We start from the raw sequence: 24,420 nt of genomic DNA on the forward strand, positions 1-24,420 counted from the left end.
CCGCGGTGTCGTCTCAGTTCAGGCGGAAGAGCACCGAGTTGTCGTCGAGGTCCTCGCGGGTGATCCCGAGCGCGTCGACCGGACGGTCGCCGGCGCGGTCCCAGGTCGTGCCGGCAGCCCGGTCGCGGAGCAACAAAACCGAGCCGACGCCGAGCGCGCGGAGATACTGCACGCTGGCGGCGTCCGGGAAAGCCGCCACCGAGGTGCGCAGCTCGGCCTGACGCCGGGCCGCGAAATTGCCGCCGCCGTTAGCCACTTTCTGGAACCGGGACGTGGACCACAGCATGACCGTTTGATCGCTGAGCGACGCGGTGGGCAGGACCAGCATGGGGCCGGTGACCGTACGCATCGCCGCAGGCTGGGCCGGCACCACCGGATGGGCGGTCGCGTTCCAGCTTTCAATGAGGACCAACAGCAACGGTACGAGCGTCGACAGCCGCAGCCACACGCCGGGCCCAGGCCTCGGCGGCACCCGGGACGCAGCCAGTTGCTCCGCCCGGCGGACAAACTCGGCGACCGCACCCGCAGCCAGGATGACCAGGAACAAGGTCACCCACAGCATGAGTCGGCCGGGGATGCGCACGTCCAACGAGCCGGGCAAGTGGCCGAAGAGCGGCAGGTAGGTCCAGCGGCCGTCGAAAAACGTGGTGCCGAGGGTGAAGACAGCACTGACCAGGGCGGCCACGAGCAGGATCAGCCGCTGCCACCAGCGCCACACCGAGAAGACCAGGCCGACCAGAGCCAACGCGTACAGCACGAAGCCTGGCAGCAGGGTCATCTCGGCGGACCAGGTCAACGCCTCCCGCGCTGCGGCGTGCGGAGCGCCCCAGATGCGGGACTCGGCCGGGCCGATCAACAAGCTGTGCACCGGCGGCGAGAAGTAGGCAATCTCCCGGCCAGCCGGTCCGGTGTCGCTCCCCTGGAAATACGGCACTGCGATCAGCGTCCCGACCCCGGCGAAAATCAGGATTCCCAGCAGGTCGGTGACGAGGAGCCGCCACCCGAGCACGGGCTTTGGCGCCCGGCGCCGCAACCGCCGGACGAGCACGCCACCCGCGACGACGAGGATCAGGACACCCAACACGTAGGCGAACGGCAGCCCCAGCGAGAATCCCAGACTGATCTGCCACACCGCGACGAGCCACCCGCCCGCCGCCCACCCGGCATGTCGACGCGCCGGCCGGAACCCGTGCCGCAGAGACCAGCCATGCCCGCGCGCGAACATCGCCAAGGCGAGCGGAATCCCCCCGGCGGAAATGATGTCGAGGTGCCCCTCCTGCGCAAGCCGCCACGGCGCGTACGCAAAGGCCACCGCCCCGAGCACCGCGCCCGTCCGCCCGGCACCCAACTGCCGGATCAGCGCGTACCCACCCAGGGCCAGCAGCGCGTGTGCGAGCACGAAGAGGATGTTGTAGCGCAGCACCGCGGCTTCCGCTCCGCTGCCGAGCATGCCCGCCGGGGCGTACCCGAGCAGGCTGCTCCCGAAGGCGAAGACGTTGCGCTCCGGGAAGAACGCGTTGGCCTGCCAGAGGCGAGCGGGTTCAGTGATCAACACATGGCCGGCCCACGAGACCTGCCATGCCTGCCGGGCCGGATCCCACCCGTCGTGCGGAACGGTCGCCGTGGGGTAGCGCAACGTCGGCCACGTCAGCGCTACGGCCAGCAGTAACGATCCATAGCTGACCAGCGCGTACTCGTGGAGCAGTAGGCGCCGAACGGCCCGGAATCCACGCCGGATCCGGCCGGGGTTGCGCTCGGTGGTCTGCGCGAACGCGGTCCACGGATCCGGCGGCGCGCCGGGCGGCCGGGCCGTCGGTAAGGCCTGCCTCCGCCGCCGGAACCGCCCACCGCCGTCAGCAGCCGGCCCCTCGGCGCCCGTGTCCTGCCCACCGCCGTCAGCAGTCGTTCCCTCAGCGCCCGTGACCGCAGAACCCTCGCCGGACAAAACGGGATTTCCGCCGATGGTCGTCCCGCCAGAAGTCGTCCCGCCAGAAGTCGTCCCGCCAGAACCCGTCCCGTCGGGGGTTGTTCCGGTGGTCGGTGTTTGCGGCCCGGCGGGCGCTCCCTTGGCTTGCGGGGGCACTGCGGGTCGCAAGCTTCGGCCTGCGTCCGCCGCATCGGTCGCGGCGGCAGCGCTTCGCGCGCGCCGCAGCCCGGCCCAGCGCCGCAGTTTGGGCTGGGCTTTTGCGGGGGTAGTGCCGGCGGGCCCGAGGCCGGCAGGCATGGCCATCGTATCCCCGACCAGCGTCGCGGACATATCGGTGGTAGGGGATAAATCGGGCGCAGACGACGCCTCGGAATCGACTGGTGCGGACGTCTGACCGCCAGGAGTGCCAGGCCCCCCGGGGGTCCCCGGCTCCCCGGGGGTCCCCGGCTCCCCGGAGGTCCCCGGCTCCCCGGAGGCGTCGACCTGCCGCCGCTCGGTCGTCATCCCGCTCCCTCGTGCCGTTGGCTCAGTTGCCTGCTCGCTCCCGCAACAGAGCGATGTCTGCGGACTGCCCCTCGACCCCGCCCGGGGTCTCGACGATCGCCGGGGCGCCCGATGCTCGGATCGCCGCCACCACTAGATCCGGGTCGATCTTGCCATTGCCGAGGTTGTCGTGCCGGTCCCGGCCCGAGTCGAAGCTGTCCTTGGAGTCATTGGCGTGAATCAAGTCGATCCGGCCGGTGATCGACTTGACTCTGTCCACGATGTCGAGCAGCTCTTCGCCGCCGGCGTGGGCGTGGCAGGTGTCGAGGCAGAAACCCGCTCCGAACTCGCCGATCGCCTCCCAGAGGCGGGCGAGATTGTCGAAGCGGCGGGCCATCGCGTTGTCGCCGCCGGCGGTGTTCTCGATGAGAACCGGGAGGGGCAAACCACCCTCCTTCGCCGCGTACGCGAAAGTCTTGCGCCAATTGTCGAAACCGACGGACAGGTCGTCGCCGGCGTTGACGTGACCACCGTGGACGATCAGCGCACGGGCGCCGATTTCCGCGGCCGCGCGGGCGTGTGTGAGCAGCAGTTTGCGGCTGGGGATGCGGATGCGATTGTTCAGCGTCGCCACGTTGATCACATATGGCGCGTGGATGTAGATGTCCACGTCGGACGCTCGCAGTTCCGCGGCGTCGGCGCGGGCGACCGGGGCTTTCCAGCCCTGCGGGTCGGCCAGGAAGAACTGGACGGCCTCGGCGCCGCGCTCCGCGGCTGCGGCCAGGGGGTCGGCGGGGTCGACGTGGGCTCCGATGCGCATGGGGCGAAGCCTACGACGCGGGTACGACGCTTACCCATCGTCGTTCGGCAGTAACCGAAAGCGTCACTGGCCCTGACAAGACGTCGTTAACCGGGCGTATTGCACTCGGACACTTGGGGATGGTGGCATGTCACGGCAAGTCCGACACCGAGTGACGGCAATCGTGCTGGGCGGGTTCCTGCTCGGCGCGGCGATCGTCACGACGGGTACGGCAAACGCCGAGCAAGCCGGCGAGGCAGGCCGGTCGGTCGTCTTCGAGGGCGGCGGAATAATGGGTCTGTCCTGCAAGTCCACTCCGTCGGTGGGGTCGATGACCGTTCCGGCGGAGAGCACCGTGCGGGTGGTCAATCGCACCGGTCACGGCGCGAATCTGATGCTCAACGGTGAGTCCCAGGGCTCGATCGAGGACGACGGCGCCACCGAGGTGGTGTTCCGCCGTGGGACGACGGCCGTACTGCTGGACCCGAGTTGTGCGATAAACGATCAGGCCACGCCGGTGCTGGTAACAGCCACGCCGTCGACCTCGCCCACGGCGCCTGCTCCGGGTCCGTCGGCGTCGACGAGCAGTCCGGTGCCGCCGTCCGGATCGGGTTCGGTGCCTCCTGCCAGCGGAGGTTCCGCGCAGCCCGGCACCGGTTCCCCGTCGGCGACCACCCGACCGACGACCGGTGCGCCGGGGCCGATCATTGCGCGTCCGGATGTCACGCGACCGGCAGGCAACGGTCAGGGTGGCGCGCAGCCCGGGACGGTGCCGGGCTCGATGCCGCAGGGTGGTCACGTGACGCGCACGAAGACCACGACGGCCCGGAGCGCGGCGGGACATGAGGCTCCCACGCTTTCTGGGCTGCCGCTGGGTGGGGGCGAGGGCGCGCTCGACGGCGTACCCGCGAAAGATGTGACGACGCCGGCCGAACCGGCCCTGGAAGCTGAGCCGACGGCTGAGGCTGCCGCGGCGGAGCCGGTCGCGGCGATGCGGCCAATGTCCGGACCGCGCCCGGTCGGGCTGCTGGCGATCGTCGCCGTGGTCATGGTGTGCGGCGTCACAGTCGGGGCAATTCGGGCAATCGTGTCGCAACGTGCATCTCGGGCAAGTCTCGCGTAGGCTATCGTCACAAGCTCCGCGGGGCGGCCGTTCCAACCTCATCGGTGTGGTCGTTCCTCCCCAGGTCCCACCCAGCGAATGCGGACCGGACGCCCCGCGGCTGTACGAAAAAGAGAACCCCGTCCACGGACGGGGTTCTCTTTTTGGCTGCCCAGCTGGGCGCGGGTATGCTGGCTCGGTTCGCAGGAGATCTGTTTCCTCCTGCGAGCGACACAAGACCTCCTGCCACGGAGAGACCGTGGCCGTTCAGCCCATAGGAGGTGAGACGTCTTGCGTCATTACGAACTCATGGTGATCCTCGACCCTTCGCTCGAGGAGCGCACCGTCGCCCCGTCGCTCGAAACGTTCCTGAACGTGATCCGCAACGCGGGTGGCTCGGTGGAGAAGCTCGACGTGTGGGGCCGGCGCCGGCTCTCGTTCGAGATCAACAAGAAGTCCGAGGGCATCTACGCCGTCGCCGACTTGCAGGCCACCCCCGAGGCCGTGGCAGAGCTGGACCGTCAGCTGAAGCTGAACGAGTCCGTCCTGCGCACCAAGGTCATCCGGCCGGAGACCCGCTGACCCTCGTTCTTGTCGTAGGGCTCTGAGAGCCTTTCGAACGAACGAGAAGAAGCGGCGAGGAGAAGATCATGGCTGGAGAAACCACCATCACGGTCGTCGGCAACTTGACCGACGACCCTGAGCTGCGCTTCACCCCTTCGGGTGCGGCCGTTGCCAAGTTCCGCATCGCGTCGACGCCGCGGACCCTGGACAAGCAATCGGGCGAGTGGAAAGACGGCGAGCCACTCTTCCTCGCGTGCAACATCTGGCGTGACGCCGCCGAGCACGTCGCCGAGTCGCTGCAGCGTGGCGCTCGGGTGATCGTGCAGGGCCGGCTGCGCCAGCGGTCTTACGAGACCCGCGAGGGCGAGAAGCGCACCGTCTACGAGCTCGAGGTCGACGAGATCGGCCCGTCCCTGCGCTACGCCACGGCGAAGGTGCAGAAGATGAGCAGGTCCGGTGGCGGCGGAGGCGGCTTCGGCGGTGGCGGTGGTGGCAACCGGCAGTCCAGCGGCGGCGGCGGTGGAGGCGGCAACAACTCCAACTTCGACGACCCGTGGGCGACGGCGGCCCCGGCCTCCGGCGGCAACCGCTCCGGCGGTTCCGGCGGCGGCAACTCCTCTTTCGACGACGAGCCTCCCTTCTAAGCCCCGCATCGGGCTTTACCGAGTTCAGGAGTAAGAGCAATGGCTAAGGCTGCGGCACTTCGCAAGCCGAAGAAGAAGGTGAACCCGCTCGACAAGGACGGGATCACCTACATCGACTACAAGGACACCGCGCTCCTGCGGAAGTTCATCTCCGACCGCGGCAAGATCCGTGCCCGCCGCGTCACCGGTGTGACCTCCCAGCAGCAGCGGCAGATCGCCCGCGCGGTCAAGAACGCCCGCGAGATGGCGCTCCTGCCGTACACGGCCACGGCGCGCTGAGGGGAGGCACCGAAATGAAGATCATCCTCACGCACGAGGTGTCGGGCCTCGGCACCCCCGGCGACATCGTCGAGGTCAAGAACGGCTACGGCCGTAACTACCTGCTGCCCCAGGGCTTCGCGATCCAGTGGACCAAGGGCGCCGAGAAGCAGGTCACGGTTATCAAGCGCGCCCGCGAGGCCCGCGAGATCCGCGACCTGGGCCAGGCCACCGAGGTCAAGGGCCAGCTCGAAGGCCTCAAGGTCACGCTGACCGCGCGCTCCGGCAACGGCGGCCGCCTGTTCGGCTCGATCACCCCGGCCGAGATCACCGACGCCGTCAAGGCCGCCGGCGGTCCGTCCCTCGACCGGCGCCGCCTCGAGCTGCCCGGTCACATCAAGACCACGGGCTCGTACACGGTCCAGGTCAAGCTCCACCCCGAGGTGACCGCGAAGTTCCCCGTGAACGTCGTCGCCGCCAAGTAACACCAGCGCCACCGAAAGCGCGTCACCCTCAGCGGAGGGTGACGCGCTTTTTTGGGTACGGCGACCACAATCCCGCCTCCCGCACCGTGGCCGAAGACGTCAGGGCTTCACCGTCTGCTGGGGACGAGTCAGTTGCTTGCGTGCTTCGGGCGGACAGTTGGCTGCGCGCGTGCTTCGGGGCGGCCGGTCAGCTGCTTGCGTGCTTCGGGGCGGCCGGTCAGTTACTTGCGTGCTTCGGGGCGGACAGTTGGCTGCGCGCGTGCTTCGGGGTGGCTGGTTAGCTGAGGGACTGACCGGTGATGGCCGAGGTGAGGACCGTGGCGAGGCCGCCGCCCATCACCGCTGAGGCGAGGCCGACGCTGGCCGCCTTCCACGATCCACTGGCCCAGCGCAGGCCGACCGCCACCAGCATGCTCAACACCAGCGACAGGCCGAACTGAGGCGCCGCGTCCGCCAGCGTTCCTAAGGCGTGTGCACGCTGGTTGCCGTCGAGCACCAGCATGTACAGGACGAACAGCACGACGGGGACGCCGTACCAGACGACGGTGTAGCCGACAGCCGCCAGCGGCCCGCCGGTGTCCTCTTCGATCTCCTCTTCGGGCTCCAACAGATCACTCTGCCGAGCCGTCGCCGCCGCGATCGTGCTCACCGGGCGGCGCTCGTACGAGCCGGCGGACGAGGACAGGACCGCGCCCTTGGGCGGCCACTCGGTGTCCGGCGGGTTCTGCCAGTTGGCGCCCGTACGCTGAATGACCTCGGTGATGCCCTCCGACGCCGAGTTGGCGGCCGGCACCTTGACCGACGCGGAAGCGCCGTTCTTCGACGGCGGCCGGAACGGCACGAAATCGCTGGTCCCGAACCGGCGGGACTCCCCGTCCGCCAGGTCACTATCGGCGGTGAGGCCCTGCCGCCAGTCCGCCGAACCGCCGTCCCGATAGGCCGCGCCTCGACCCTGGCCCGGCCCCAGATCCGTAGCCAAGCCCTGCTCGGCGCGCAACTGGTTCAGCCACTCATCGTTGCGATCGACGGCCTGAGTAGCACTCCCACCCTGCTCAGCGCGCAGTTTGCTAAGCCACTCGTCGTTGCGGGCGGTGGTCTGCGTTTCCGCGCGCCACGCATCGGGCGCTCCTGCAGACCGCGTCCCCCGTCGGCCGTCTGGTCGAGCGGAGACCGGGCGTGCTGCTCCCCCACCCTGCCGCGGGTCGACCTCGGGCAGGCCCCGGCTTCGCGTGCGGTCAGTCGGCTCGGTCCGGCCTTGCGTGCGGCCATTCGGCGTGGTCCGGCCTGGCATGCCGCCATTCGGCTCGGTCCGGCCCTGCCCGCGGTCAGTCGGCTCGGCCCGGCCTGGCGCGGGGGTCGTCGCGGATTCGGCCAGGCCATTGGTGCGGGCGGCCGCTGCTTCGGTGCGGCCCGGAGCGCGGGCGGCATCGGTCGCCGAGCGGCGTGCTTCGGCCCTGCCAGCGCGGTCCGAGCGGCCGTCTGCCTGATCGGCACCCCGCCAAGCCGCCGGGCCGACAGACTCCGGCCGATCGTCGTCCCAGCGGGCTGGAGGCGCTGATGCTTGCCGGGCTGAGGTGGGCTGGTCGTCGTTCCAGCGGTCCGGGGGTGCTGATGCTTGCCGGGCTGAGGTGGGCCGGTCGTCGTTCCAGCGGTCCGGGGGTGCTGATGCTTGCCGGGCTGAGGTGGGCCGGTTGTCGTCTTGGCGGTCCGGGCGGGTGGTGTCGCGGGACCCCGGGCCGGGTTGGAGCGGAGCGGGGCGAACCGAGATGGGTCGGGTCGGGAGATCGCTGTCTTGGCGGTACACCTCGGGGTCGGGGGTGGCCTCCGCGCGGCTGCCGAGCTGCAAGGGGCCTTCGGGGGCACGGCGCCGCCCTACGGTTTTGCGCCCGGGGCCAGCCTCGTCCGGGTTTTCGCCCGCGCTGCGGCGAGCGCCACCTTCACTCGCGCGGCGCTGGGCGGATTCCGCGCTTTCGATAGCCAGCGGCCCGCCGGGTACACCGCCGCGACGGGATCGGCGACGTGGTCTGTCGTCATCCCGGTCGTCTTCGTCATCTTCGTCGTCGTCGACCTCGGCACGGTGCCACTGGCCGGTGTCGGAGTCGCGGAGCCACACATCCGACTCGGGGTCGCGGTGCCATTGGCCGGATTCGAGTTCGCGCTGCCAGCTGGTATCGGGCTCTCGCCTGCGGGCGTACGCGGCGGCGCCTTCTCGGCGCGGCATGCCGGCGCCGCGCTGGGCGTCCAGACCACGACGTGGCTCGCGGGTGGTCTCCGGCCCGCGCTGGCGGCCGGGGCGTCGTCCGCGCGCGCCGTCCCGCCAGCCGTCGGTGGGCTCGCCCGGGTCGGCGTCGCGCCGGCGTGCGCCGCCCATACCGTCGTCAGCGTCGCGTCGGCGCCTGCCGCTGTCGCCACCGTCAGCATCCCAGCGCCGAGCACCGCTGTCGCCACCGTCAGCATCCCAGCGCCGGGCACCGCTGTCGCTGCCGTCTGCGGAACGCCAAGGACCGCTGTCATTTCCGTCCGCGGTGCGGCGGGAGCGGTGGTCGTCTCCGTCGTCGACGTGCCGGCGTCGGGGGTCGCTGTCTGCGTCCCAGCGCCGTGCGCCGTTTGCCGAGTCGGTGTCGTTGCGGCGCCAACCGCCTTCGGCCGGGTCCAGGCCGCGACGCTGCTCGCCCGGCCCCCCGCTGCGAAGTGTCGGGCCTGAGCCGCCGCCATCGCGAAGCGCCGGACCTGAGCCGCCATCGCGAAGCGCCGGACCTGAGCCGCCATCGCGAAGCGTCGGACCTGAGCCGCCATCGCGGGTTGCCGGACCTGAGCCTGCCCCATGGGGAGACGTCGGAGCTGATCCGGGCTCGATGGCCCGCCGCCAAGAGCCGGTGTCGGCACGGCTGCGTCGCTCATCGCCGGACTGTTCGCGGTCCGTGTTTGCGTCACGCCGCCAAGAGCCCGTATCGGTGTGGTCGCGCGGCTCGAGCGGGAACGAGATCCTGCTCGTTTCCGCGGCGCTCGATGACCACGGCTCGGCTGATGGTCGGGCCTCGCCGTCCCGCCAATCCGTGCGGGCGTCCAGGCTCTGCTCCCAGCTGCCACGCTGGGTGTCCCCACTTGCCTGATCGCCGCTGCGCCAGCTTTCAGAACCGTCGCCACTGCGCCAACCGCCGGTGTTGTCGGATTGGTCGCCGCTGCGCCAGCTGTCCCTAGTCGCCGAGTCTTCCGCCTCGCCCCACCCGCCCGAGCGAGCCTGACCCTCGGCCTCCCAGCCATAGCCACCAGACTCGGCGGCGCGACGGCCATTCGAGCGCGCCGATCCACCGCGCGCCTCATCCGCGCTGCGCCAGCCGGCATCGCCGGAGAACTCTCGGCGCCTGCCGGCGTCGTCGGAGGGTTCGCCGCGCCAGCCGGCATCACCGGACGGTTCGCCGCGCCAGTCGCCGTCGCCGGACGGTTCGCCGCGCCTGCCAGCATCGTCGGACGGTTCGCCGCGCCAGCTGCTTTCGCTGGGGGCGCCGCCACGTCGGCCGGGATCGTCGGGGCGCTCGCCGCGCCACCTGGCGGTGTCGCGTGGGCCGAGCTCGCTGACGTTTTCGCCGGGTCGAAGCCGGCCGCCCTCGGCTCCGCGCCACCTGTCGTCGGCGTTCGGGTCGCTGCGCCAGCTGTCCCGGGGGGATTCGGCGCCGCGTCGGGCGTCAGCGTCGGCTGGGGTCGTGCCTGCCCTGCCGTTGGCAGCGCCTGCCCTGTCGCTGGGAGAGCTCGTCCAGCCGCGGGGAGAGTCGGTGCCTGCCCAGCCGGAGGAGGTGGTGGCCGGGTCGGAGGAATGCCAGCTGTCAGCGGTCGAGTTGGTGCGCCAGCTGTCGCCGGAGGGTGTGTCACGGCGCCAGCTGGGGCTGTCGGTTACCGGGTCTTGGTATCGCGGGATGCTGCCGGTGTCGGTGTGGCCCGCCCAGTTGTCGGCGTCCGACTGGACCGTCCAGCCGGTGCCTCCGCTCGTACGGGATCCGGGTTCTGCGGCGCGGCGCCGGCCGGTCGGTCGGGACCGGTCGTCGTAGCCGGTTTGCCCAGCGGCGGATTCGCGGCGCCATTGCTCGCGGTCGTCTTCGCGGACGAGGTGGCGGCCGTCGTCGAAGCCGCCGGACCAGGAGCCGTTGTACGAGGTGGGCGCGGCTGGCGGGTTGTCACTGCGGTCGACGCCGGCGAACTGTTGCCAGCTGGGACGGCTGTCCCACGAGGGGCGTTCTCCGCGTGGGGGTGCGTCGGCAGGCTGCGCGGATGGGCCTGAGGTCGGGCCGGCGGGCGTGGTGAACTGCTGCCAGGAGGGCCGGGCTGCGGGGGCGTCGGCGGGCCGTTGTTGCCACGGGGGTGCGGCGTCGCCGCGAGACCAGGTGGGTGGCGCGTCGGCGGGGCGTTGTTGCCACGGCGGGTCCTGGCTCTGCTGCCAGCTCGGCGCCGCGTCGGCGGGGCGTTGTTGCCAGCGTGGGGCGTCTGTGGACTGCCAGGACTGGCCGTCGAAGCTTTGCCTCGACGAGGAGGACGAGGAGTCGGGTTGGTCGGTGGCGTCCGGGGTCGGCCAGGCCGTGCCGGAGATCGCCGGCAGCTGGGTGGCTGGTGGGTCGATCGGCGGGCGGAAGTCGTCGTTGTCGCCGGACTGCCAGGCCTCGGTGGTTTGCCGCCAGCCGTGGGTGCCCGAGGCCGAGCGCCATTCGGTGGTCTGCCGCCAGCGGCCGGTGTCGGTGGTTGCTCGCCATTCGGAGGTGGAGGTGCGCCAGCCGACGCCGTCGGCGGGGATGGCCGGGCGGCCGGTCGCGGCCACGTCGGACCAGCGACTCACGGTGCCTGACTGCGAACCTCCGCCGGATTTATCGTCATTTGCCCAGGCTTCGGCACGCAGCGACCAGGCGACCGCCTCGGGAATGGGTTGCATGCTGCCGGTGTCGGTGACCGAGCCGGTGCCCCAGATCGGCGCGCCAGGTTCCACATTCTGGGAGGAATCAGGACTTTCCGGGCGGTTTTCAGGTGGCCGAGGGTCCGTACCGCTCCTCTCGCGCGGCAGGCGGGCGCCGAAGTCCCACTCCCGTTGGTCCACCTGAAAAGCGTGCCGTGCGTTCCCCGGATCCGCAACGCCGTGGGGCGATGGCTTCGTCACGAGCGGCACTTTTTGTTCTCTCCACACGGTGGGGACGGCAAAAGTGCTGGTCAGAACGGTACGTCTGGGGGCTTCCCTCGTCGTTATGCACAGGCTGTGCACAGGGCCGCGCACAGGACGCGCCGTGTTGTCCACAGGTTGTCCCGAGGCTCGTCCACCGGGCCGGTTGGGCCGATGACGTGCGGGTTCGTATGGTTACCCGCGCTGGACCGTGCCCTGGAGGTCGGACCGGCCGCAACGCCTCGGCGCCGTGGGTGCTGGGGACCGGGTCACCCGGGCGGGGACAGGCTCACCCGAAAGTGTCGTACCCAGGCGGTTCGATGCACGACGGCAGGCCGGCGACGCACGCGAGAAGGGGGAGGTCGTCAGTGTCGATCACCGATGACGCACGGCCCGAGTCCCGGCCACCAGCCAGCAACGGCCATCAGTCCCACGACGGGCCACCTTCCGGCGGGTCTAGCAGTGCGCCAGGCGGCGGGCGGTCGTCCGGCAGCGGCGGCCGGCCACCCGGTGGCGGCCCTCCCCCGGGCGGCGGCGGGTTCGACAAGACGCCTCCCCAGGACGTCGCCGCGGAGCAGAGTGTGCTCGGCGGCATGCTGCTGTCCAAGGACGCCATCGCCGACGTGGTGGAGATCCTCAAGACCCCGGACTTCTACCGCCCGGTGCACGCCACGATCTTCGACATCATTCTTGATCTGTACGGCCGGGGCGAACCCGCCGACGGAGTCACGGTGGCCGCTGCCCTGGCCGACTCCGGCGACCTGCAGCGCGTCGGCGGCGTGCCGTATCTGCACACCCTGATCGAGAGTGTGCCGACCGCGGCCAACGCCGCCTATTACGCCCGGATCGTGTCGGAACGCGCCGTGCTGCGCCGTCTCGTCGAGGCCGGCACCAAGATCGTGCAGTTGGGTTACGGCAACGGGGGCAACGGCGGCCGGGACGTGGACGACATCGTCGACCTGGCCCAGCAAGCCATCTACGACGTCACCGAGAAACGGGTCAGCGAGGACTTCGCCGCGCTCGGTGACATGCTCCAGCCCACCCTCGACGAGATCGAGGCGGTCGGCGCTTCGGGCGGCGTGATGACCGGCGTCCCGACCGGCTTCTCGGACCTCGACCGACTGCTGAACGGCCTGCACGCCGGCCAGTTGATCATCGTCGCCGGCCGCCCCGGTCTGGGTAAGTCGACGGTCAGCATGGACTTCGCCCGCAACGCGGCGATCCAGAGCGGCCATGCCAGTGCCATCTTCTCGCTCGAAATGAGCAAGATCGAGATGGTCATGCGGCTACTCTCCGCCGAAGCCCGGGTCCCCCTGCACACCCTGCGCTCGGGCCAGCTCTCCGACGACGACTGGACCAAGCTCGCCCGCCGGATGGGTGAGATCAGCGCCGCTCCGATCTTCGTCGACGACACGCCCAACATGAACCTGATGGAGATCCGAGCGAAGGCTCGTCGGCTCAAGCAGCGCCACAACCTGCGTCTGCTGGTCATCGACTACCTCCAGCTGATGTCCTCGCCGAAGAAGACGGAGAGCCGCCAGCAGGAGGTCTCGGAGCTGTCCCGTGGCCTCAAGCTGCTAGCCAAGGAGATCGAATGCCCGGTGATCGCGGTGAGTCAGCTGAACCGTGGCCCCGAGCAGCGCACGGACAAGCGGCCTCAACTGTCTGACCTGCGTGAGTCCGGCTCCATCGAGCAGGACGCCGACGTCGTTATCCTGCTGCACCGCGACGACTACTACGACAAGGAATCCCCCCGCGCCGGCGAGGCGGACTTCATCGTGGCGAAGCACCGTAACGGCCCGACGGACACGGTGACGGTGGCCGCCCAGCTCCACCTGTCGCGCTTCGTGGACATGGCCATCGTCTAGGTCCGGACAGCCGGCACTGTCCGATCTGGAAAGTCCGTAGCAGCGCAGGAACGGTCCTGATCAGCCGAGCAGTGGGAACAGCCCGGCCCGGGAGCCGAGCGTCTGTCGGTCGGCCCGGCTAAGCGGTTGTCGACCGGTGCTCTTGAGCAGGGCTTCGAGCGATGACCAGTCTGCCGGCATGCCGTCCGCCCGGCCAGCCCATCCAATGTGGAGCGGGCAATCGCGACCGCGTCCGCCGCGGGTTCGGGGGCGTTGGGCAAGGCCAGGCTCAGGTCGCGGTGGTGGATGACCGCCTCGGTGACCAGGGTGGCGAGGAAATCCGGCACGGCGCGCACGTGACCCTGTTGGACACCGTCCAGTCGCGACAGGCGGTGGGCAGCAGCAGATCCGCGTCGCCGAGCTCACCGACGAGGGTGGTGAGCCCGGCGTACGCGGCAGTTAGGCGCGGCAGGAGTTCTCCGCAGCGGCACGGGTCGGGTCAGTCGAACAGCTCGTTGAGGAAGCTCTTCTTGCGGCGGTAGTGGCCGTGGTGCCCGTGGCCGTGCCGGTAGTGGCCGTGGTAACCGGGCCGGCCGTGCTGCGGGGCGCCGTACGCCGCTGCGGCCGGCGGGTACGCGGGCTGTCCGTGGCCGTACCCACCGGGCGGCGGCGGAGGCGGGGAGGCGTAGCCACCGCCGGGAGCGGGCGGTGTCGCGTATCCGCCACCGGGCGGGGGCGGCGGCGGGGGTGCGTACCCACCCGGGGCGGGTGCGCCCGGTGCCTGGGCCGGACGGGGCGGGGCTCCTGCCGGGGGTGCCTGCCGGGTGTTCCAGTTGGCCTCGGCCTCGAAGAGTTTTTCCAGCTCACCACGGTCCAGGAAGATGCCGCGGCACTCCGTGCACTGGTCGACGGTGACGCCGCTGCGCTCATACACGCGCATCTCGCCGTGACACTTGGGACAGGTCATCTGCATCTCATCAACGGTACAAGGCCGGGTCACCGCTGGGGGGAGTTGTTCCTGTGGGTCTGCTGAATGTCAGGCCAGCTGACCACGCGAGGAGGGCCAGCGGGTACAGCAGGTAGCCGAAGCGGGTGGTCGGCATCAGCAGGATCGCGGTCAGTAGCCCCCAGCCGCAGAACCGGGCGGCGGCCGCGGCGGTGGTCGGCGGTCGGCGTACGAGCAGCACCGCGATCAGCAGGGCAGCGGCCACCAGCAGACCCGCCGCGAGGTAGCGACCACCCGGCACTGCCTGGGCGATCAGATAGCCGGGGAACGGTGACTGTGCCGGGCTGGTCACGATGCCGTGGCCGAGCGGGAAGCGGATCACGTTTTCGAGAAACGCATCCCCGTCGACCAGGAAAGCGGGCAGCAGCGCGAGGACCGGCAGTCCCACCGCGCCGGGCAGGAACCGGCGCAGGTTGCCGGTGGCGAAGGCAAGGACGGCCAGCACCGCTACGACTGGCAGCGCGAAGAGTTTGAGCGCTGCAGCGGCGCCCACCGCGAGTCCGGCCGCCGCGAATCGCCCCGACGGGCACAACGCCAGGGCAAGGAGGCAGAGTGCCAGCACCGGGAGATCGTCGCCGCCAGTCGCCAGTGTCAACGCGCAGATCGGCAGCACCGTGGCGAACTGGACCGCACGGACCAGCCCAGCGCCGCGCAGTCCGGGGCCGCGCAGCTCCGGCGCGATGAGGCGTACGGAAAACACCAGGGCCGCGGCCGTGACCAGCGCGAACCAGAGCCGTGCGTCCGTGGTCCAGGCATCGCCGAAGGCGGCCCGGGGTAGCCCGAAGACGGCCATGCCCGGCTGGTACGGCGCGTAGCCCAGCAACTGCTCCCCGGGTGGCAGCGCTCCGATCGCCTCCGGCCCCAGGTACGGCGTGCCGGTGTGCGCGAGCCGCTCCCCCATGTGCTCGGCGACGAGAACTTCTTCCTGGGCGCGGTCGGTGCGCCCGCCGGCGCGCTGCACTGACTGCACCAGCAACGGCAGGAGGGCCACCGCACCCCAGACGGTCCAGGTCGTCGCCATGCGCAGCACCGGTCGGCGCAGCACGAGCTGGCCGACGGTGAGCAGGAACGCGGCCAGGTAGCCCCAGGCGGCGATCGCACCCCAGGCGCGGTGCGGCAGCAGGGTGGAGTTCAGCGCGGTGATCAGGGCGAACAGGGCGGAGAGGCCGTAGAGCGCGACGTCGCCGGCGAGACCGCCCCGGGCGCGGTCGAAGCGGGCGAGCAGGGTCACGCAGGCAAGTGTGGCAGAGGTGATCTCGGGTTTCGGCGTCGCGCCATGCGGACGACGGATCCGGACTTGTGCAGCGGGCCGGCGAGGAAGCCCGGTTTTCCGCCGGATCCGCGCTGCAGGGCGGCCAGCAGCCGGCCGGCGCCCATCGGGCGCGCGAAGAGGTGGCCTTGTCCGGTGACGCAGCCCAGCTCCCACAGCGTGAGGCGTTGCGGTTCGCTTTCCACTCCGGTGGCGCCGACGGTGAGGTGCAGGCTGCGGGCAAGGTCAACGGTGGAACGGACGACCGCGGCCGCCTCGGGCGAGGTCTCGACGGCGACGACGAACTCCCGGTCGACCTTGAGCTGGTGCACCGGGATTCGGGACAGTGCCGAGAGTGACGAGACGCCGGTGCCGAAGTCGTCGAGCGCGAGGCGGACACCGGCGTCGCGGAGCTCGGCGAGGGCGCGTTCGACCACCTCCAGCTGGCTGAGGGTCAGCGTCTCGGCGAGCTCCAGGATCAGGCGGTCAGCCGGCACGACGTGGGTCGCGAGCCGGGCCAGGACCGCGGCGGGGAAGGTGGGATCGAGCAGGCTGCGCGGCGACACGTTGACGGCGACGGGCAGGTCGAAGCCGGCTTCCCGCCAGCCGCTGGCGGCGTTCAAGGACTGTTCCAGTACGGCGTCGACGAAGCTGCTCAGTTGGCCGGAGCGCTCGACGGTGTCCAGGAACTCCATCGGCGTCAGGTCGCCGTGTTCGGGGTGGTGCCAGCGGGCCAGGGCTTCGGCGGAGACGACCTCGCCGCTGCTCAGGTCGATGATCGGCTGGAAGTCGACGACGAACTCGCGGTGGGTGACCGCCCGGGTCAGCTCGCCGCCGAGCACCAGCCGCCCGACGTCGGCGGTGTCCCGGGCGTGCGCGTACGTGGCGGTGCGCTGGCCGCCGCGTTTGGCCTGGTACATGGCGACGTCGGCGCGGCGCATCAGTTCCTGCACGCCGCCGCTGCCCGGGGCCAGGGCGATGCCGCCGGCGGCTTCGACGGTGAGCTGCATGCCGTCCACGTCGATCGGCTGGTCGAGGACGGCGAGCAGGTCCGCGGCGCGGTGGGTGGCGACGGCGGGGGCGGGTAGGCCGGTCAACAACACGGCGAACTCGTCTCCGCCGAGCCGGGCGACCAGGTCGCCGGGGCGGGCGGCGGCGGCGAGTCGCCGGGCCACTTCGTGCAGCACTTTGTCGCCGGCGGTGTGCCCGAGGGTGTCGTTGACTTCTTTGAAGTGGTTGAGGTCGATGAGCAGCAGCGCGCACATGCCTTCGGGCGAGCGTTGGGTGAAGATGCCCTTGGCCTGCTCCAGCAACTCGCGGCGGTTGGGCAGCCCGGTCAGTGGGTCGTGGGTGGCGGCGTACGCGTTCTCGGCGTTGATCCGTTTGAGTTCGGCGTACGCCCGCGCGTTACCCACCGCAGTGGACAGTGACGAGGCAAAGGTCTGCAGCTTGTAGTGCTCTGACTCATTCAGCCGTACGGGTTTGCGGAAGCGGAGGCGCAGCACGCCCGCGGGGCCGTCGAGCTCCGCAGCGATCATCGACCCGGCGCGGGCGGGTGCCTCGGCCGCCACGCCGTCGTAGCGCACGCAGCCGGACGAGCCGCGGATGAGGCGGGGTGGGTCTTCGTCGCGGAGCTCGATTTCGGCCTCGTCGGCGGAGAAGAGCTCGGGGGTGAGGGTGACCGCGGCGTGCAGGACTGCGGACAGGTCGGTGACGTTGAGGCGGTCGGTGGTCCCAGCGAGGCGCCGCCAGGCCTCTTGATCGGCGCGTTGCCGGATCCGGTTCTTGGCGACGAGTTGCGTGGCGACGATGGTCGGCACCATCGTCAGGATGAGCAGCTCTTCCTGCTCGGCCACCAGCACGATGAGCAGCGCGAGCAGGACGTTGACGCCGCGGATCCGGAGCACCAGGTCGCGGTTGATGCGCAGTGCCTGGCGCCATGAGGTTCGGGTCGCGAGGCGCATCACCGTGCTGCCGAGGAGCTCGTCGATGATCGCGTAGGCGAGGGCCGCCGCGACCAGGCCGACGAACAGGATCGGGATCGAGGGGACGTCCACCTCGAGGTCCAGGGAGGGCCGGATGCCGATCGCGGCGGCGGTCGCGGCGGCAGCTGTCGTCGCGATGACGTCTTTGGCGACGTTGAAGACGACCTTGATCGGCTGGCGCAGCAGGATCTTGCTGCCCAGGACGCCGAGGGCGGTGCAGATGATCGCCCAGGGCAGCGGCGCTGTGGCGACGGCGAGCAGGATGGCCCCGGAGGTCGCGGAGAAACCGCGGCTGTCGGCGCGGACCCGGAGGCTGCTGATGGGGCCGCTGGCCGCGGCGACGATGACGGCCAGGGCGATCAGGTAGAGCAGCTTCCCGGTGGGAACGGCCGCGGCGGTTCGGACGGCGAAAATGAGGCAGCCGACCCCCGCAGACGCGACTAGGCCGACATACAGCCGGAGCTGCTTGTCGGCCTTCGCGTCGTTCACCGCGGACGCCCCATGTCTCCATGGTCTCCCGTTGCCCGCACGGTCTGTCAATGCCTGAGTGCCGCTGGGTAGCGATCTCGGTGGGCCTGATTCAGTGCCAGTCGTGCTCACGCATCGCGCACCTCCGTTTGCGGGAATGGCGGAACCGTTTCCGGGGGAACTCGGTTCGGTTTCGTGGGCACGACATTAGAAACAGATCGGCGATGGTGGAAGAATGATTTGTCGCTCGTTTCATGAATTGCGAGGTTGCCGGTTCACCCTCCAGATCTGTAGCCAAACAATGACGCTCTGCAACATCGACAGTAAGGTCCGTGGGCCGTTAATAGAGATGAATTCCCTGTTGCTGCAGCCGGGACCGGTTACGAATGTACGACTTCCCGGGTGAACAGTTCGGATTCGCGCGGCCAATTCACCGCGTAGAGCGGATTGCGAATCCACAGTGCTACGGAAAGTGGAGGCACCCTGACGATGCGCCAATGCGGGCGCGCCGAATACCGGCCCGACCAGCCGGTGGATACCCTGGCTCATGTGACGAACGCCGCGAAACTGACCCATGTCGACGCCGCCGGAGCGGCCCGGATGGTCGACGTATCGGGGAAAACCGTGACCGTCCGCCGGGCGGTCGCCGCCGGCAGACTGGTCACCACCCCCGAAGTCGTCGCCCTGCTGCGGGGTGATGGCCTGCCCAAGGGCGATGCGCTCGCGGTGGCGCGCCTCGCCGGCATCATGGGCGCTAAGCGGACACCTGACCTGATCCCGCTCTGCCACCCGATCGGACTGCACGGTGTCACGGTGGACCTCACGATCACCGAGTCCGGCGTGGACATCGTTGCCACCGCTAAGACCGCCGAGCGCACCGGCGTCGAGATGGAAGCGCTCACGGCGGTGGCTACCGCCGGCCTTGCCCTGATCGACATGGTCAAGGCCGCCGACCCGGCCGCGAGCATCGAGGCCGTGCGCGTCCTGCGCAAGGAGGGCGGCAAAACCGGTGATTGGGTACGCCCCCAGGACCGCCCATGATCCGCGCCCGGGTAATCGTCGCCTCCAACCGCGCCGCTGCCGGCGTATACGCGGACCGCAGCGGCCCCCTCCTCGTCGCCGGCTTGCGCGAACTCGGCTGCGACGTCGACCCCGACCCGGTCGTGGTGCCCGACGGCCCACCGGTTGCCGAGGCCTTGCGTGCGGCCGTAGCCGACGGGATGAACGTCGTGCTGACCAGTGGCGGCACCGGCATCACGCCCACCGACCGCACCCCGGAGGCGACCCGGCCGCTCCTCGACTTCGAGGTGCCCGGCATCGCCGAGGCCATTCGCGCGTACAGCCGTGACAAGGTGCCGGCTGCCGCGCTGTCCCGAGGCCTCGCGGGCGTGTCCGGCCGTACGCTGATCGTGAATTTGCCCGGCTCTTCGGGGGGTGCCCGGGACGGTCTTGCGGTGTTGGGGCCGATCTTGGCCCACGCGGTGGAACAGCTCGCAGGCGGCGACCATAGGCTGCACCAGTGAGTGAGCAGAGCATGCCGATCGACTGGGAGAAGGCCCGTACCCTGGCCTACGAGGCGGGGCGGGCAGCGGCGGGACCTGCGGAAACCGTGGGGTTTGCCGCGGCGGACGGGCGTACGCTCGCTGCGCCACTGGTCGCTCTGACCGATCTTCCCGCGTTTCCCACGTCGAGCATCGACGGCTGGGCGGTCCGTGGCAGCGCGCCCTGGCGACCGGTGGGCCAGGTCTTGGCGGGTGGCACTCCGCCGCCGCTGATCGAGGACGGCACCTGCGTCGAGATCGCCACCGGTGCGATGGTTCCGGCCGGCGCCGAGGCGCTGATCCGAGTCGAGGAGTCCACTCGCGACGCCGAAGGATTGGTGAGCGGAGCGCCGAGGGCCCAGCCGGAATGGCGGACGGCCGGCGAAGAGTCCCGGATGGGCGAAGTGCTGCTGCCGGCCGGTACGCCCGTCGACCCCGCGGTGCTGGGACTGGCGGCGACCTGCGGCTATGACGTGCTGTCGGTTCGCTCCCGGCCGCGCGCTGCGCTCCTCGTTTTCGGTGACGAGCTGCTGACGAGCGGTCCGCCCGGTGGGGGCCGGGTGCGCGACTCGCTGAGCCCACTTGTCCCGGCGTGGCTGCGCCGGCTCGGAGCCACAGTGGACGCTGGCGCGGTGCGAGGCCCGGTCCGCGACACTCTCGAGGCACACGTCGAAGCGATGCGACAGGGTTTGTCGGTCGCCGACGTCGTCTGCACGACGGGTGGCACGATGCACGGCCCGGTCGACCACCTGCACCCCGCGCTGGCGAGCCTCGGCGCCGAATACGTGGTGAACACCGTCGCCGTCCGTCCCGGCTTCCCGATGTTGCTGGCCCGGATCACCGGCCCGGACGGCCGTCCGCGGTTCCTCGCCGGGCTGCCGGGCAACCCGCAGTCCGCGGTTATCGCGCTGGTGTCCCTGGTAGCGCCGCTGCTCGCCGGCCTGCACGGACGGGCGATGCCCGAGTTGCCACTGGTCGAGGCAGCCGCCGACGTGCCGGGCCGAGGCGACTTCACCCACCTGTCCCTGGCCTGCCTCGACTCCGCCGGTCGTCGGGCCACGCCGGTCGGGCACGCCGGTTCGGCGATGCTCCGCGGCCTCGCCCGCTCGCACGGTTTCGTCGTCGTCCGCCCGGAACAGCGGGTGGTCGCCGGCGACCTGGTTCCGTTCCTGCCGCTCCCTCTCCTGACGGGAGAACGGGTATGACCGCCGTACGCATAGCAGCGGTCGGTGACGTCGCTCTGAATCTGGCCGCGCACGAGGACGCTGTCGCCGATCCGCGGGCCGGGGCGGTCGTCACCTTCCAAGGTGTCGTTCGCGACCACGACCACGGCCGGGGTGTGACGCTCCTCGAGTACGAAGGCCACCCGACCGCCGCTGCCGTGCTCCGGGAGGTGGCCGAAGAGATTGCCGCCGACCCCGCCGTCTACGCGGTCGCCGTTTCGCACCGGGTCGGCACCCTGCGGATCGGCGACGTGGCTCTGGTGGCCGCGGTGAGTACAGCCCACCGGGCGGCAGCATTCGCGGCCTGCGCCCGGCTGGTCGACGAGGCGAAGGCCCGGCTGCCGATCTGGAAGCGGCAGGTCTTCACCGACGGCACCGAAGAATGGGTCAACTGCCCCTGACGAGGGGTTCCCGCGGTGGCGGAATGATCATCGCGCGTCGACTGGCCCGGCGGCCTGCCCACCGGTCGACCGGCACCGCCGGAGCCGCACCAGGCCGCCAAGGCAGGGCGTTGACCAGCAGGATCAGTGCTAGTGCGTACGAGTTGCGGGACACCGGGTCGGTGAAGCTGCCCATCGGCGCCAGCACCGCCAGCCCATAGACCGCAACGGCCGCTGCGAACAAGCCAGCCCCGGGTTGCCGGGGTCGGCCCGGTAGCGATCGGCGGGCCGTCTCGCGGCGCCGGGCACCCGCGTCGACCAGGACCAGGACCGTCGGCAGCAGCCACACCAGCTCGTGGGTGTTGGTGACCGGTCCGGCGATCGCCGCGCTCAGCCCGACCAGAGTGAAGGCAGCGATCTCGTCACCGTCGGCGTGCGCGGACCGGGCCCGAACCAGCCCGACCGCCACCAGCAGCAGCGAAAACGAGAACCAGAGCAGCACCGGTGTGGTGGCCGAGTCGTAGAGCCGGGCCAGCACGCCCGCCAGGGACTGGTTGGCGGTCGCGTCCACCGGCCCGGCGCGGTCGATGCGCCAGAGCACGTCGCCGAACCAGGCAGCCGTCTCGTGGGGGGCAATCAGCGCGGCGGTCGTGGCGGTCACGGTGGCTGTCGTGACGGCGGTCAGCGCCGCCCGCCACTGCTTGGTGATCGCGAAGTAGCCGACGAAGAGCAGGGGACTCACGGTCAGGGCCGCGGCAAGTCCCACGCCGGCACCGGCCCAGCCGCCGTTGGTCCAGAACCGGCGCGGCCAGGAGAGCGACCCGGTGGGCCGCGGCCACCAGCGGGCCCGGCTTTTCGCCCAGGCCAGCCGGCGCAGGGCCACGATGTCGGCGGTGATCAGGCCGAAAGCCAGCAGGTCCAGGGTGCCCAGGCCGAGCGCCGCCCGTACCGGCTCGGCGGTCAGGGCCAGCGCACCCGCGGCGAGGACCACCGGCCACCGGCGGCGACCGTAACGGCGGGCGATCGGGCCGGCCACCACGATCAGCGCAAGGCCCAGGGCGGCCGCCCCGGCCAGTGCCAGCAACCAGCCCGCGGTGGACAGCGGCAGCAGCGCGGCGGGAACCACGAGCACCGCGGCGGCCGGCGGCAACGCGGTGCCCAAGTGACTGCCGCCGGCCCGGTACGCGTACAGGCCGGTGCCGTTCAGCCAGCTGTCGGCGGCGCCGCGATCGAGGGCCAGGCCGCTGAAGCCGTACCGCTGGGCGATCGTCGCGAGCGCGGCCAGCAGGCCGATCACGGCGAGTCCGACGACCACGGACCGGGAGGTCACGGGGCGTGCCGGTGTCATCGCGGGCATGCCCCACCCCCCGTGGCTCGTCCGCTCGATGCTCTGCGCTGCTTAACGCCGGGACGGCCGGTTTGGTGATTAAGTCAGCCGGGGAGCTTGCGGGCGGCCGCCGCCGACAGAGCAGCGATCTTCGCTTCGCGCCGGGCTGTCCGCAATGCCCGGCGCGCGGAGCGTTGCGACCGCTCCACCGCGTGGGACGTCCGGTACCGCAGGCCGGGCTGGCCCTGAGTGTCGACCGCCGCCAGCAGCAGGCCGCCCAGCAGGCCGAGATTCTTCAGGAAGTGGATCTGGTGCTGCTCGCGCTCCTGCTTCGGCATGGACCAGAACGGGTGCCCGGCGACGGTGGTCGGCACAATCCCGGCAGCGAGCACCAGGGCAGCCGGGCGAGTGAACCGGCCGGTCGCCAGCATCAGCCCGGCGGCGACGTCGCTGGCAGCCTTGAGCCGGACCAGCGTGCGGGCATCGCTGGGCAGGCGGGTGTCCAGCTTCTCGATCAGCGGACCGACCTGGTCAGTGACCCGCTTGGCCTGGTCGACCTTCGAGTCGGGGTTGAGCGCGATGCGGGCTCCGCTGACGACGAAGATGGCACCGAGCATGGCACGGGCGGCGGCGCGTACGGGCTTCATGACACCGTTATACCCGCGTTGTCCGATGCCCACCTCGAAGCTGACTGGGGTCCACCATGAATCTGCGTACCGAGCGTCCGGAAGATGCCGAAGCGATCCGGTCGCTGCTGACTGCCGCCTTCGAGACCGACGTCGAGGCGCGGTTGGTCGAGGCACTGCGCGCGTCCGACGCCTGGCTGCCTGGCCTCTCGGTGGTCGGTGAGGTGGACGGTCGGGTGGTCGCGCACGCGCTGTTCAGCCGGATCGAGGTGGGCTCGGCGCCCGCCTTGGCCCTGGGACCGGTCGCGGTGCTGCCCGAGGAGCAGCGGCGGGGTCTGGGAGCGGCGGTGATCACGGAGGGGCTGCGGCTCGCCACTGCGGCTGGGGAGCGGCTGGTGCTGGTGCTGGGGGATCCCGCGTACTACCGGCGGTTCGGGTTTGTGCCGGCGGCGCCGTACAAGATCAGCAGCCCGTGGTCCGACCTGGGTGACGCCTGGCAGGTGCTGGTGCTGGCCGGCACCGAGGCGGTCTACCCCGGGCCGTGGCACGAGCTGTAGGGCGTCAGCCGCGGCCGTACTCGCGGAGACAGAGCACGTAGTCGAGGCTGTCCAGCTCGCTGTCGTAGAAGTACCACTTGCTGTAGTTGGCGACCTTGCTGCACTTGTCCTCGGCGTCGGCCTCCCCGGTGGTCCGACCGTCGACCCGCTTCAACACCTCGTAGGAACCCCCGGCGCAGGAGACGATCTTCAGCTTGGGGCTGTCGTCGGTGGTGCCCTCGTTGCGGATGCACTGACCCTTGCGGACGAACCGGGCATCCGTGCTGGACTGCGGCTCGGGCGCGGCCACCTGGTTGGTCGCCGTGGTCGCCGGCACGGTCGGCGTGCGGCCCTTGGCCTCCTGGCTCTGCGCCTGCGACACCAGCACGGCGGCGGTGCCCAGCCCGCCGCAGATCAACAGACCCAGCACCACGACCAGGGCGACAATCGGCGCGTTCCGCTTCTTGCGCGGCGGCACCGGCGGCGGAGGCGTCCAACCCGGCGGTGACGTGTGCAGCGGCGTGCCGGTGAACGACGGCGGCTCGAAGGAAGCGGACCCGGTGAGCGGCGTCGCCGCCGAATGCCCACCCCAGGAAGTGTCCGCCGGGTGCGTTGCGGCGGTCTCCGCGTCACCCCACGGATCGGACGGTTCCGTGTACGGCTCGTCGGACCCCGACGAGCCGCCGGGCGGCGGCCAGCCCTGGTACGGGTACGGGCCGTTCTGCGACATCGGGATTTCCTCCAGGCGGGATTCGCTGTACGCCACCGTAGCGTGGCCGGCCGGTACGTTCCCTCCCGGAATCGCGCCGACCGATGTTCAACCGCCCCGA

Annotated in this window: 20 protein-coding genes; 11 read left to right on the top strand and 9 right to left on the bottom strand. The window is 70.8% G+C overall.

The window, feature by feature from the left end; all coding sequences use genetic code 11:
* Window positions 1-13 precede the first annotated feature (13 nt).
* Window positions 14-2,230, bottom strand: coding sequence for a hypothetical protein (locus tag ACIA1L_RS23455; protein WP_396075004.1), 2,217 nt, complete (start codon window positions 2,228-2,230; stop codon window positions 14-16).
* A 223-nt stretch (window positions 2,231-2,453) separates the two neighbouring features.
* Window positions 2,454-3,230, bottom strand: a complete 777-nt coding sequence (locus ACIA1L_RS23460; RefSeq protein WP_396075006.1) for a deoxyribonuclease IV — start codon at window positions 3,228-3,230, stop codon at window positions 2,454-2,456.
* Window positions 3,231-3,357: 127 nt separating this feature from the next.
* On the opposite strand from ACIA1L_RS23460, the gene ACIA1L_RS23465 reads away from it, so the two are divergent.
* From ACIA1L_RS23465 to rplI, 5 genes are all read left to right on the top strand, one after another.
* Window positions 3,358-4,332, top strand: a complete 975-nt coding sequence (locus ACIA1L_RS23465) for a hypothetical protein (protein WP_396075007.1) — start codon at window positions 3,358-3,360, stop codon at window positions 4,330-4,332.
* 270 nt (window positions 4,333-4,602) lie between these two features.
* Window positions 4,603-4,893, top strand: a complete 291-nt coding sequence (gene rpsF, locus ACIA1L_RS23470; protein WP_364159261.1) for a 30S ribosomal protein S6 — start codon at window positions 4,603-4,605, stop codon at window positions 4,891-4,893.
* Between the two features lie 68 nt (window positions 4,894-4,961).
* A complete protein-coding gene (locus tag ACIA1L_RS23475; protein ID WP_396075008.1) occupies window positions 4,962-5,519 on the top strand; it encodes a single-stranded DNA-binding protein in 558 nt (185 codons plus the stop codon).
* A 39-nt stretch (window positions 5,520-5,558) separates the two neighbouring features.
* On the top strand, window positions 5,559-5,798 hold the full coding sequence (rpsR, locus tag ACIA1L_RS23480) for a 30S ribosomal protein S18 (RefSeq protein ID WP_007073789.1): 240 nt from the start codon (window positions 5,559-5,561) through the stop codon (window positions 5,796-5,798).
* A gap of 14 nt (window positions 5,799-5,812) precedes the next feature.
* Window positions 5,813-6,262, top strand: a complete 450-nt coding sequence (gene rplI / locus ACIA1L_RS23485; RefSeq protein WP_396075009.1) for a 50S ribosomal protein L9 — start codon at window positions 5,813-5,815, stop codon at window positions 6,260-6,262.
* Window positions 6,263-6,539: 277 nt separating this feature from the next.
* On the opposite strand, the gene ACIA1L_RS23490 is transcribed toward rplI, so the two are convergent.
* Window positions 6,540-11,234: a hypothetical protein gene (locus ACIA1L_RS23490; protein ID WP_396075010.1), complete on the bottom strand. Its 4,695-nt coding sequence runs from the start codon at window positions 11,232-11,234 to the stop codon at window positions 6,540-6,542.
* A 536-nt stretch (window positions 11,235-11,770) separates the two neighbouring features.
* On the opposite strand from ACIA1L_RS23490, the gene dnaB reads away from it, so the two are divergent.
* Entirely contained in the window at window positions 11,771-13,270 is a 1,500-nt protein-coding gene (gene dnaB, locus ACIA1L_RS23495; RefSeq protein WP_396075011.1) for a replicative DNA helicase, read from the top strand.
* Window positions 13,271-13,748: 478 nt separating this feature from the next.
* On the opposite strand, the gene ACIA1L_RS23500 is transcribed toward dnaB, so the two are convergent.
* Genes ACIA1L_RS23500 through ACIA1L_RS23510 form a run of 3 tightly spaced genes read right to left on the bottom strand, consistent with a single transcriptional unit; the run spans window position 13,749 to window position 17,978 of the window.
* Entirely contained in the window at window positions 13,749-14,222 is a 474-nt protein-coding gene (locus ACIA1L_RS23500) for a zf-TFIIB domain-containing protein (protein WP_396075012.1), read from the bottom strand.
* Window positions 14,223-14,226: 4 nt separating this feature from the next.
* Window positions 14,227-15,510 (bottom strand): glycosyltransferase 87 family protein, encoded by a 1,284-nt coding sequence (locus tag ACIA1L_RS23505; protein WP_396075124.1) that lies wholly within the window; start codon window positions 15,508-15,510, stop codon window positions 14,227-14,229.
* A complete protein-coding gene (locus ACIA1L_RS23510) occupies window positions 15,483-17,978 on the bottom strand; it encodes a putative bifunctional diguanylate cyclase/phosphodiesterase (protein WP_396075013.1) in 2,496 nt (831 codons plus the stop codon). The genes ACIA1L_RS23505 and ACIA1L_RS23510 overlap by 28 nt, the downstream gene beginning before the upstream one ends.
* A 528-nt stretch (window positions 17,979-18,506) precedes the next feature.
* Here ACIA1L_RS23510 and moaC point away from each other — a divergent pair.
* Genes moaC through ACIA1L_RS23530 form a run of 4 tightly spaced genes read left to right on the top strand, consistent with a single transcriptional unit; the run spans window position 18,507 to window position 21,122 of the window.
* Complete coding sequence (moaC, locus tag ACIA1L_RS23515) at window positions 18,507-18,998, top strand: cyclic pyranopterin monophosphate synthase MoaC (RefSeq protein ID WP_396075014.1); 492 nt, start codon at window positions 18,507-18,509, stop codon at window positions 18,996-18,998.
* On the top strand, window positions 18,995-19,480 hold the full coding sequence (locus ACIA1L_RS23520; protein WP_396075015.1) for a molybdenum cofactor biosynthesis protein B: 486 nt from the start codon (window positions 18,995-18,997) through the stop codon (window positions 19,478-19,480). The genes moaC and ACIA1L_RS23520 overlap by 4 nt, the downstream gene beginning before the upstream one ends.
* A gap of 11 nt (window positions 19,481-19,491) precedes the next feature.
* A complete protein-coding gene (locus tag ACIA1L_RS23525) occupies window positions 19,492-20,703 on the top strand; it encodes a molybdopterin molybdotransferase MoeA (RefSeq protein WP_396075125.1) in 1,212 nt (403 codons plus the stop codon).
* A complete protein-coding gene (locus ACIA1L_RS23530; RefSeq protein WP_396075016.1) occupies window positions 20,700-21,122 on the top strand; it encodes a molybdenum cofactor biosynthesis protein MoaE in 423 nt (140 codons plus the stop codon). Before ACIA1L_RS23525 ends, ACIA1L_RS23530 begins: the two co-directional genes overlap by 4 nt.
* Here the strand turns inward: ACIA1L_RS23530 and ACIA1L_RS23535 are convergent.
* Together ACIA1L_RS23535 and ACIA1L_RS23540 are read right to left on the bottom strand one after the other, a co-directional pair.
* Window positions 21,109-22,431 (bottom strand): glycosyltransferase 87 family protein, encoded by a 1,323-nt coding sequence (locus ACIA1L_RS23535; protein ID WP_396075017.1) that lies wholly within the window; start codon window positions 22,429-22,431, stop codon window positions 21,109-21,111. The genes ACIA1L_RS23530 and ACIA1L_RS23535 overlap by 14 nt on opposite strands.
* Window positions 22,432-22,532: 101 nt before the next feature.
* On the bottom strand, window positions 22,533-23,075 hold the full coding sequence (locus ACIA1L_RS23540) for a DoxX family protein (protein ID WP_396075018.1): 543 nt from the start codon (window positions 23,073-23,075) through the stop codon (window positions 22,533-22,535).
* A 56-nt stretch (window positions 23,076-23,131) separates the two neighbouring features.
* Between ACIA1L_RS23540 and ACIA1L_RS23545 the strand changes: the two genes are divergently transcribed.
* Window positions 23,132-23,611, top strand: coding sequence for a GNAT family N-acetyltransferase (locus ACIA1L_RS23545; protein ID WP_396075019.1), 480 nt, complete (start codon window positions 23,132-23,134; stop codon window positions 23,609-23,611).
* A 4-nt stretch (window positions 23,612-23,615) separates the two neighbouring features.
* On the opposite strand, the gene ACIA1L_RS23550 is transcribed toward ACIA1L_RS23545, so the two are convergent.
* The gene (locus tag ACIA1L_RS23550) at window positions 23,616-24,320 is read right to left on the bottom strand and encodes a hypothetical protein (RefSeq protein ID WP_396075021.1); all 705 of its coding nucleotides are present in this window, start codon (window positions 24,318-24,320) and stop codon (window positions 23,616-23,618) included.
* Window positions 24,321-24,420: the final 100 nt, after the last annotated feature.

It is taken from the genome of Actinoplanes sp. NPDC051859, from assembly GCF_044452725.1.
In the GTDB taxonomy this organism is placed as follows: Bacteria; Actinomycetota; Actinomycetes; order Mycobacteriales; family Micromonosporaceae; genus Actinoplanes.